The sequence below is a fragment of the Streptomyces yokosukanensis genome (genome assembly GCF_001514035.1).
Lineage (GTDB): Bacteria > Actinomycetota > Actinomycetes > Streptomycetales > Streptomycetaceae > Streptomyces > Streptomyces yokosukanensis.
Genome location: NZ_KQ948260.1, coordinates 1 through 9,229, shown reverse-complemented (window position 1 = coordinate 9,229; position 9,229 = coordinate 1). Strand labels below are relative to the sequence as shown.

The 9,229-nt window shown below is 66.9% G+C and carries 10 protein-coding genes; 6 read left to right on the top strand and 4 right to left on the bottom strand.

The window, feature by feature from the left end; all coding sequences use genetic code 11:
* A partial coding sequence (locus AQI95_RS43780) for a zinc-binding dehydrogenase (protein WP_159056768.1) occupies positions 1-436 on the top strand: 436 nt, incomplete at its 5' end.
* A 378-nt stretch (positions 437-814) separates the two neighbouring features.
* Here the strand turns inward: AQI95_RS43780 and AQI95_RS43775 are convergent.
* Together AQI95_RS43775 and AQI95_RS43770 are read right to left on the bottom strand one after the other, a co-directional pair.
* Complete coding sequence (locus AQI95_RS43775) at positions 815-1,312, bottom strand: GNAT family N-acetyltransferase (protein ID WP_067137050.1); 498 nt, start codon at positions 1,310-1,312, stop codon at positions 815-817.
* A 93-nt stretch (positions 1,313-1,405) separates the two neighbouring features.
* Positions 1,406-2,053, bottom strand: coding sequence for a peroxiredoxin-like family protein (locus AQI95_RS43770; RefSeq protein ID WP_067137054.1), 648 nt, complete (start codon positions 2,051-2,053; stop codon positions 1,406-1,408).
* 135 nt (positions 2,054-2,188) lie between these two features.
* Between AQI95_RS43770 and AQI95_RS43765 the strand changes: the two genes are divergently transcribed.
* Positions 2,189-2,785 (top strand): TetR/AcrR family transcriptional regulator, encoded by a 597-nt coding sequence (locus AQI95_RS43765; protein ID WP_067137048.1) that lies wholly within the window; start codon positions 2,189-2,191, stop codon positions 2,783-2,785.
* A gap of 152 nt (positions 2,786-2,937) precedes the next feature.
* Here AQI95_RS43765 and AQI95_RS43760 read toward each other — a convergent pair whose 3' ends face one another.
* A complete protein-coding gene (locus AQI95_RS43760; protein WP_067137046.1) occupies positions 2,938-3,354 on the bottom strand; it encodes a winged helix-turn-helix transcriptional regulator in 417 nt (138 codons plus the stop codon).
* 137 nt (positions 3,355-3,491) lie between these two features.
* Here AQI95_RS43760 and AQI95_RS43755 point away from each other — a divergent pair, with 137 nt between their 5' ends.
* Positions 3,492-4,364, top strand: coding sequence for an aldo/keto reductase family oxidoreductase (locus AQI95_RS43755; RefSeq protein WP_067137051.1), 873 nt, complete (start codon positions 3,492-3,494; stop codon positions 4,362-4,364).
* Positions 4,365-4,688: 324 nt separating this feature from the next.
* Here the strand turns inward: AQI95_RS43755 and AQI95_RS43750 are convergent, their stop codons facing one another.
* Positions 4,689-6,269, bottom strand: a complete 1,581-nt coding sequence (locus AQI95_RS43750) for an endonuclease/exonuclease/phosphatase family protein (RefSeq protein ID WP_159056767.1) — start codon at positions 6,267-6,269, stop codon at positions 4,689-4,691.
* Positions 6,270-6,861: 592 nt separating this feature from the next.
* On the opposite strand from AQI95_RS43750, the gene AQI95_RS43745 reads away from it, so the two are divergent.
* The 3 genes from AQI95_RS43745 to AQI95_RS43740 all read left to right on the top strand — a co-directional run bounded on the left by AQI95_RS43745 (position 6,862) and on the right by AQI95_RS43740 (position 9,044).
* Positions 6,862-7,236, top strand: a complete 375-nt coding sequence (locus AQI95_RS43745) for a TetR family transcriptional regulator (RefSeq protein WP_244189118.1) — start codon at positions 6,862-6,864, stop codon at positions 7,234-7,236.
* On the top strand, positions 7,233-7,376 hold the full coding sequence (locus AQI95_RS49720; RefSeq protein ID WP_244189117.1) for a hypothetical protein: 144 nt from the start codon (positions 7,233-7,235) through the stop codon (positions 7,374-7,376). The genes AQI95_RS43745 and AQI95_RS49720 overlap by 4 nt, the downstream gene beginning before the upstream one ends.
* Before the next feature lie 252 nt (positions 7,377-7,628).
* Positions 7,629-9,044, top strand: a complete 1,416-nt coding sequence (locus tag AQI95_RS43740; RefSeq protein WP_067137042.1) for a M1 family metallopeptidase — start codon at positions 7,629-7,631, stop codon at positions 9,042-9,044.
* Positions 9,045-9,229: the final 185 nt, after the last annotated feature.

Genomic DNA, 9,229 nt, shown 5'->3' with positions numbered 1-9,229 from the left:
GTGGAAGGGCGCCCGGGTCATCGCGGTGGCATCGGGCGCACATGAAGCGTTCCTGAGCGATCTCGGCGCCGACCAGTTCATCGACTACACCAAGAGCCGCCCCGAGGAACTCGTACGCGACGTCGACCTCGTCCTCGACACCGTCGGCGGCCCCGGCAGCGGGCGCTTCCTGCACACGCTCAAGCGCGGCGGCTCGCAGTTCCCCGTGTTCCCCGGGGACTTCGACGAGGAGGAGACCGCGAAGCTGGGCGTCACGGTCTCGACCGCCCAGGTCCGCTCGAACGGCGCGCAGCTTGCCGAACTGGGGCGTCTGCTCGACGCGGGCACGGTCCGCGTCGCGATCGACAGCACGTTTGCCCTCGCGGACGCCCGAGCAGCACACGAACGCGCCGCCCGAGGCCACATCCAGGGCAAGATCGTACTCACGGTCGCTTGACGACCTCGTCGAGCTGCGGGTCCTGTGTTCGATGATCTTGGTCGGCAGGGTGTCAGGCGCGCTTGCTGATCCTGTTTCTGACGACCGGCGGAAGCGGACGGCCCGTTGCTGCCACCCGCTCCGGGGCGACGGCCAGGCGCCGACTGCGGGACTGGACCGGGGCCCGGGGCCCGAGATCTGGCGCAGCCTCAACCCGTTCCATACGGTGACGCCCTTCTGAAACGATCCGTTGGACGCACCCGGCATCGTGCGACGGTCTGCTTCTGCCACGCCACCCCGCCAGTCACCTGCCAGCGCCCACGGGCCATCCGTCGACAGTACGCCCCCCAACAACCAGTCGATCCTCAACGACGCGATCCGAGCCCTGCTTCGGACTCGTCACGAGGCGCGCGGAAGCGCGAGCCAGTCCTGCCAGGTGATGTCGCGGCCCACGTAACGGGGCTGCCGGAAAGGCCAGTCGGCGTCGATCCACTGCGGCACCAGCGCGTCGAGTGCGCGTTCCACCTCGCCGCCCACGAGGTCGTCGACCACCCACCAGGAGATCTCTGCGTCGGAGCCGATGCGCTCCGGCGGGTCGATATAGACGCAGCCGAGGATCGCCGTCTCCTCCTCGTCCAGCAGCGCGTAGTTGAACGACTGGTGGGCGGCTACCTCCTTTTCGTGCCGCAGCAGGTCGATGCGGTCCTCTTCGTAGGTCATCGTCTCCTTGGGCCAACCCCAGGCCGGGCCGAAGATCTCCCACAAGCGCTCTCGGGATCCCATCACGGCGGGGTAGTCGATGGCGGTGTCAGCCTCCCGGATCGGCCGCAGGTGAACCGCGGTGTCGGGCACGGGCACGTGGACGGGGTGGACGAAGTCGTCAGGCAGCCAACTCATGAGGTACGACGCTACAGCCGGTCAGCGCGGGATGTCAGGCAGCGCGGGATGACCGGGGGCGGCAGCGGCAGAGGTTCCCGGGGCGAGGGACGGTTACGTCAACGAGTGGAGCGCGGCCACGATCTCGGACGGTTCGGCCCGCACGGTGTAGTCGGTCGTCACGAACGCCCACCGGATGACGCCGGTCCTGTCGATGACGTAGGTGGCGGGCAACGGCAGGGTGCGGGCATGGCCGCCGTTGACGCGGTGCAGGTCGAACCCGAACCCGTCGTAGACGCGGCCCAGTTCGTCCGAGAGGTCGAAGGCGATGCCGAACTGCTTGGCCACCTCCGAGCCGACATCGCTCAGGACCTCGAAGGCCAGCTGCTCCTTTTCGATGAGGGAAAGTGACTCGTCGGGAATCTGCGGCGAGACGGCCACCAGTTGTGCGCCACAGGCGCCGATCGCATTCTGGTGCTGCTGCAGCGCACGGAGGGCGAGGTTGCAGTACGGGCACCACGCGCCGCGGTAGAACGTCAGCACCACGGGCCCGTCCTCGAGCAGGCTGCCCAGAGCGACGTCCTTTCCGGCGGCTGAGGGGAGCGTGAACCGCGGGGCCTGCGCGCCCACGCCGACCGCGCGGCTCCCCATGCCGGTTGCGGCGAGCTCTCGCGCGCCACGATCCATGATCTCAAGTGCGTCGGCGGGAAGCCTGTGGTGCTTGTTCTCGTTCAGGTCCAGTAGCTCGTCACGGAGGCTCATGTGGACGGTCCCCTTCTCCAAGGAATCCTGGAACATCTGTTCCAAGATGAGTCGGTGTCAAGAATGACCGTGCGGTCGCGTATGCGTCAAGGACTATCCTGGAACGGCCATTCCAGGACCGGAAAGCGGTAACTCATGCCGGACATCAAGCACTTCGACCCCGACAACGCGCTCGAACGCGCCGAGCGGCTCTTCTGGCAGCACGGTGCCGCCAAGGCGTCGATCCAGGCGGTCACCGTCGCGACGGGCCTCAACCGCTCCAGTCTCTACACCACGTTCGGCGGCAAGCGAGAGCTCTACATGGCCGCCCTGCGCCGCTACGTCCGCCACCGCTCGTGGCCCGCGCAGCGGCGGCTTGCGGAAGACGGCCGTGGACTGCCGGCGATTCGGGACTTCTTCACTGCGCTGATAGCGGCGCGCTGTTCGGGCGAGCACGCAGGCTGGGGCTGCATGATCGTCAACGCTCACGTCGACGGCGCCCACACCGATCCCGAGATCCGTGCCTTGCTGGACGAGCACCACCGGCAGCTGCGGGACGCCCTGCACGCCGCCCTCGAAACCGCCGTCGAGCAGGGACAGCTGTCCCCGGGGCTCGCCACCGAGGCCACCGCCGAGGCCCTGGTTCTCCTCGCCTACGGGGTGAACGTCCGCTCCCGTACCGGGGCCGCCGCCGACTCGCTGCTCGACACGGTCACTGCGACTCTTGGGCTGCTCGACGGCGCATGCCCCTAGGGGGTGTCGTTTGCATCAGCCGCTCGTTGTTGCGGCCGCAGGCCCGGTCGCGGCGTCCGGTCCCGGAACAGCGGCTCGATCTGCGTCCACTGCACGTCACGCAAGGTCAGGTACATCTCAGCCTGCAGCAGAGATGAAGACGGCTTTTCACGCTAGGAAGCTCGTGCGTCGTGCTTCTCCCGGTTGGCGAGGACTTGGCCCATGTGGGTCTGCGCCCACTGCCTGAGCCCGCGTGTCAGGTGGTGAAGTGAGAGGCCGAGGTCCGTCAGCTCGTAGGTGACGGTGACGGGGACCGTGGGTGTCACGGTTCGGATGAGCAAGCCGTCGCGTTCGAGGGCTCGTAGGGTCTGGGTCAGCATCTTCTGGCTGACGCCCGCCAGTAGCCGGGCGAGCTCGGAGAAGCGCATCGCCTTCGGGGCGTGCGATGCGCCGGGCTGTTCGGACGCGTCACCGCCCAGTGCGCACAGGATCAGGACGACCCACTTGTCCGAGATCCGGTCGAGGAGCTGACGGCTGGGGCACACCGCCAGGAACGCGTTGTACTCAGCCTTCTTGTCGGCCTTCGTCATCGTCACTGATCCCGCCTCGCACCCTCTGGGGTTGTTAGGCACTTCAGAGTGCCTACTTCCCGATGGGAAGTTTCTCTCCAATGCTGGTGCAAGGGGGCCGGAGACACCACCCCCAGCAATAGGTGAAAGGCATCACCATGAACACGCCCTCCACACCTCTTCCCGGCGGAACCTGGACGCTGGGTGGCTCGATCGTCACCCGATTCGGCTACGGCGCGATGCAGCTCGCCGGCCCGTGGGTCATGGGTCCACCCGCCGATCACGACGGCGCCCTGGCCGTCCTGCGGGAGGCAGTCGGCCTCGGAATCACCCACATCGACACCAGCGACGCCTACGGACCTCGCATCACGAATGAGCTGATCCGCGAAGCGCTGCACCCCTACCCGGAGCCGCTGTTCATCGCCACCAAGGTGGGCGCGACTCGCGACGCACAGGGCGGCTGGCCCACGGCCCGGCGCCCCGAAGACCTGCGCAAGCAGGTCCACGAGAACCTCGGATCCCTCGGCGTCGAGGCCCTTGACCTGGTCAACATGCGCATGGGCGACGCCCAGGGCCCCCAGCCCGGTTCGATCACCGAAGCATTCGAAACGCTCGTCGACCTCCAGCGAGAGGGCCTGATCCGCCACCTCGGCGTCAGCAACGTCACCGCGGAGCAGGTCGAAGAGGCACGCGGCATCGCCCCGATCGTGTGCGTGCAGAACATGTACAACCTCGCCCACCGCCACGACGACGACCTCGTAGACCACCTCGCCGCCGACGGCATCGCCTACGTGCCGTTCTTCCCCCTGGGAGGCTTCACGCCGCTACAGTCCGAGGCCCTCTCGCAGGTCGCTAGCCGGCTGGAGGCGACGCCGATGTCGGTCGCGCTGGCCTGGCTGATGCAACGCTCGCCGAACATCCTGCTCATCCCCGGTACCTCGTCAACCGCCCACCTGCGCCAGAACATCGCAGGCGCCGGGCTCTCCCTCTCCGACGAGGACGTGGCCGAACTGGACAACATCGGCCACTGAACAACACACAGGTCCTCGACCGAACATGGTCGGCCCGTTCGCCGGCCGGGGCCCCCTTTTGCGGGCTCCGGCCGCGTGCTGGTGGACCCGCACGATCGTGGAGTCCACCGTACGCACGTCACTGGGTGGAGCAGAAGAACGCGAGAACGAGGCCGGCCTGCTGGGGTGTTCGCAGGACGGCCTCGTCGTTGACCCTGCTATGGCTCGGGCGCGCACTTCACGGTCGGAATCCGGGCATCGAGCCGGAGCTGACATTCCCGGATATGGAAGAGCGTCCACGGACCTCTTGCCATGTCGGTGCGGCCCGGCGCCACGGGTGTCACATCACGTGGCCGGCAGCGATACCGAACCGTAGAGCGTCCAGTGGTCGGAATGCCCGGAGTCCGGTGAGACCGAGCAGTTCATGACAGGCGCGTTCTTCGGGGAGAAGATGTAGTCGATCTTTCGGGTCGGCTTGCCGTCCACGCCGTTCGCGGTGGGATCTCCGGTCCGCTTCGCGGCCGGATCGCCCTCCTGGCCGCACTCAAAGTACCGGTCGTAGACGGGGTCCAGCGCCTCGCTCGGCCCGCCTTCCTTCGCGGTGGCCTGAGGATATGGGGGAACCAGATTGAAGTCTCCCCCGAACACGACCCGATAGCCCTGGTTCTCGTAGGTCTTGGTGATGTCCAGCATCTGCTGGGCCTGACGCGTGCGCCATGTGCCGTCGGGGTCGTCGTAGCCATAACCCGCGCTCAGGTGCGCCGTGCACGCGGCGACTGCGCGAGAGGGCAGTGTGGCGCAGACGGCGGTGCGCTGCTCGTACTTGAGGTCGTAGGTCGGTGAGGTCAGGTCGTAGCGCTTGTACCAGACGTTCTCGTCGGGCACCGCGATCGCGACCCCGTAAGCGCCGCGATCGGCTACGACATTGCCGTCCTTGTCGGTGATGGCGCACTGCTTCTGCACCAGCGGGCCGTTCGCATCTCCCCTGTTGTGAATGGGAGCGAACCGTACGTCCCACTGCCTGCCCGTGCCACCCTCGCCCACCGGCTTCTCCAGCATCGCCTCGACACGCTTGGCGTGCTTCTCGCAGAACTCCTGGAAGAAGATGACATCCGGCAGAGCACCAGAGTTGCTGCGCAGGTGAGCACTGATGCCGGCGTTCAGCTCCTCATACCCCGCGAGCCCGCCGCTCCATGTGCAGCTGCGGTTGTTCGCGCACAGGTTCCACGTCATGACGTTCAGATTCGAAGCAGGGGCCGAGCCGGCCGCAGGCATACCGTACTGGTCGCCGGCGATGGTGCCCTTGACCGGCTCCAGTACGAACTTCTCCCACTTCCCGGCCGTGGCGGCCCGAGCCCGGACGACCGCTTCCCCGCCCTCGCCCAACTCCGTGGTGACGTACTTCAGTTCCTTCTCGGCCGGCGTGGCGCTCGCGTCGTCCTGAGCCTTCTCACTTGCCTGCAGCGCCACTACGCGCGATCCGGCCGGTGAGTCGGAGAACGGCGCATCGTCCAGGTAGTGGGGGATGAACTGCTGCCACTGGCCGAGCCGGACACCCCGAGCCCTGAGCATCCCCTTCTGGTCACCGCCATCGGCGAACTCGGCCGAGGCGAAGAAGCCGGTGATCTCGGACCGGAACCCGATCGTCTTCCCCGCGTGGTTCGTATGCAGCGTGAACCGCTCCCAAGAACCCGGCGCCTGGGCCGTGGCCCGCATCCTCCACTGCTGCGAGTCGGTGTCATGAAGCCCCACGGACACATACATGCCGTTCGCCAGCGACCTGAGAGCCCATTTCTGGCCGGCCGACTTGGCAACCGCATCAGCATCCTCTGACACGTCTGCCGCATTCGCCGGACCAGCTGAGAAGATGAGCAAACTGGACACCAATGCGCAAAACGCGGCAATGACACTCAGAAAACGGCGCACACAATCCCCCTCCGTAAGAGCCCGTAAAGAATGAGTAAGGGAATCTTACGTTAGGAACGGAAGTCGGCCGGCGCGGGACCGTATGGCTCACCGCCGAGGTCGACCTCGGGCGAGTCAGGCACCTACGACGTGTACGCCGCACCAGCCGGGGAGGCGGGCCACCTGAGAGCAGCCTCACGTTCATGTCTCGCCGGCCGACACGCGACTGCTCGACGCTGTCGCCGGAGCGGGTGGAGCAGCTGCCGGGGCTCCGCGTCAGGACGGGTCGAGGACGCAGCACTCATTGCCCTCCGGGTCTCCCGACACGCGTGTCCAGGAGTTCTGGAGGCGCGCAGCGATGACGACGTTTACGCAGGTCAGCGCGGGCCTTATCTCACTCGCTCCGTGGAGGGCATGAGCCACCCCTCCACGTTTACAGCCCACGGCCAGCCCCGCGCCCTGTCAGCCATCCGCCTCAGCGTCGAGACCGACGAGACCACAAGTCCCGGCCGTCAGCGAGAGGCCAACGAGACGACCGCCGCACCGGTCGGCGCACAGATCATTGTCGCCGTTATCCAGCGGATCATCCGTGACCTCATGGGCGACCCGACGCATGGCACAGCCGGAAAGAGAGTCAGCGCGTGCCGCCGTCGAACTGGCGGGCACCAACGGCCTGGAGACGCTCAGCATGCGCAAGCTCGGCGAGGCAGTCGGCGTCGAGGCGATGTCCCTGTACAACCACGTGGCCAACAAGGAGGACCTGCTCGACGGCATGGTCGACCTGGTCTTCAGTGAGGTCGAACTGCCCACGCCGGGTGATGACTGGCGGCAGGCGATGCGGCAGCGGGCCGTCTCCATGCGCCGTGTGCTGTCCCGCCACCGCTGGGCCATCGGACTGATGGAGTCACGGTCCCATCACGGCTCTGCGAACCCTGCGACCCTGCGTCACCATGACGCCGTTCCGCGGAACTGGCCGAGTCCGTCATGAGCGGTTTCGGCGACGGCGAGTACTCGTACCCGACAGAGATCGCCACCGCTCACGTCATTCGCCCCGGCTACGCCTACGGCGACGAGTTCGAGTTCGTTCTGGACCTCACCCTCAACGGCCTCCAGCAAGCAGCGGGTTGACAGGCTCGTCGAGGCGCCACCAGATCGCGGCGCCAACGCCGTCCGTCACGCGGCCGCGTCGACGGGACCCGCGCGGACACCAACGCGACGACGCCGACATTATTTTTTACCAATCTTGAGGCAACCATTAGACGATTTGGGGTTTCTGACGTCTCGCGTGCTGCAATCGATGGGAGACAGGTGATGAAACCCCGCAAAGCGACGAACCGTCGGCCTCGGTCGGTCGCGAAGGAGACCGCGGTCTCCGGCTCCATGTCCGGCTGGGCTCCGGCCGCGGCACTGCTCCTGGCCATGACGACGTCCTGCACGGGTTCCACACCGGGGGACGGTGCCGCCGCGGTCGCGAGACCCGGCGCGGCCGGAGTGGGTGACCGACTGTTCCCCGAACTCGGCAATGGCGGCTACGACGTGACGCATTACGGGCTGACACTGGATTACGTGCCGGAGACCAACCGCCTGAAGGGCACGGCAGTCATCACAGCTCGGGCGACTCAGGACCTGAGCCGCTTCGATCTGGACCTGGCAGGGCTGCGGGTGCGCACCGCCACCGTGCAGGAAGTGAAGGCCCAAGTCTCCCGTTCTGGAAGCGAGTTGATCGTGACACCGGCGAAGACGGTGAGGAACGACGAGGTCTTCAAGACAGTCGTCACCTACGACGGCACCCCACGCACGATCGAGGGCGACGACGGAGGCCTCGAAGGCTGGATCGAGACCGATGACGGCTCGACCGCCCTGGGCCAGCCGACCGGCTCCATGACCTGGTTCCCGGGCAACCATCACCCGTCGGACAAGGCCACGTACGACATCACGGTCACCGTGCCGAAGGACGCGGACGGCGACTTCTACGACGTGGTGAGCAACGGCAAGCTGATCACGGAGGAGGACAAGGGCGAGACGGTGACGCGGCACTGGCGCTCAGAGGAGCCCATGGCCAGCTACCTCGCCCATGTCTCCGTCGGCTACTTCGAGATCCACAAGGGCTGGACCCGCGACCGTCTGCCCGTCTACGTCGCCGTCGACCCCGACGAGTCCGAAGACGCCGCCGCTGTCGCGGACCTGGTGCCCGAGATCGTCGACTGGGCGGGCGAACGCTTCGGCCCCTACCCCTTCTCCTCGACCGGTGCCGTCGTCGACCACCTGCCCGGGCTCGACTACGCCTTGGAGACCCAGACCAAGCCCTACTTCGCCGAAGCTCCCGACGAGGCGCTCCTCGTGCACGAGCTGGCACACCAGTGGTTCGGCAACTCCGTGACCCCGCGCAAGTGGAAGGACATATGGCTCAGCGAAGGGCTGGCCACCTACGCGGAGTGGCTCTGGCAGGAGAAGCGTGGCGGCAGGAACACCGACGACACCTTCGAGGACTTCTACAACGGAACGGACGCCGAGAGCGAGGGCATATGGGCCTTCCCGCCCGCCGATCCGCCCAGCGGAGCGCGCATGTCGGACCCGCCCGTCTACGGACGCGGCGCCATGGTCGTGCACAAGGTGCGCAAGGCCGTCGGCGACGAGACGTTCTTCGACATACTCCGTACCTGGACACGACAGCACCGGCACGGCAACGCCGACACCCTGCAATTCATCGCCCTCTGCGAGAGCAAGTCCGGGAAGGACCTGACGGAACTCTTCGACACCTGGCTCTTCAAGAAGAACAGGCCGCCCCGGATGTGACGGCAGCGACCTTCGCAGTCGGTCCCGGGTGGTGCCGACAACTGCTGAGAATGACCTTGTGAACTGCGTGGATCGCTGAGGATGCCGTGACGTTCGGCAAACGGTTCACCCATTCCCACGCCGCCGCGGACGACCGCAGACGGGATCCCGCCTGGCGCGGGATGGGCTCGTGGGCGATGGTGGCG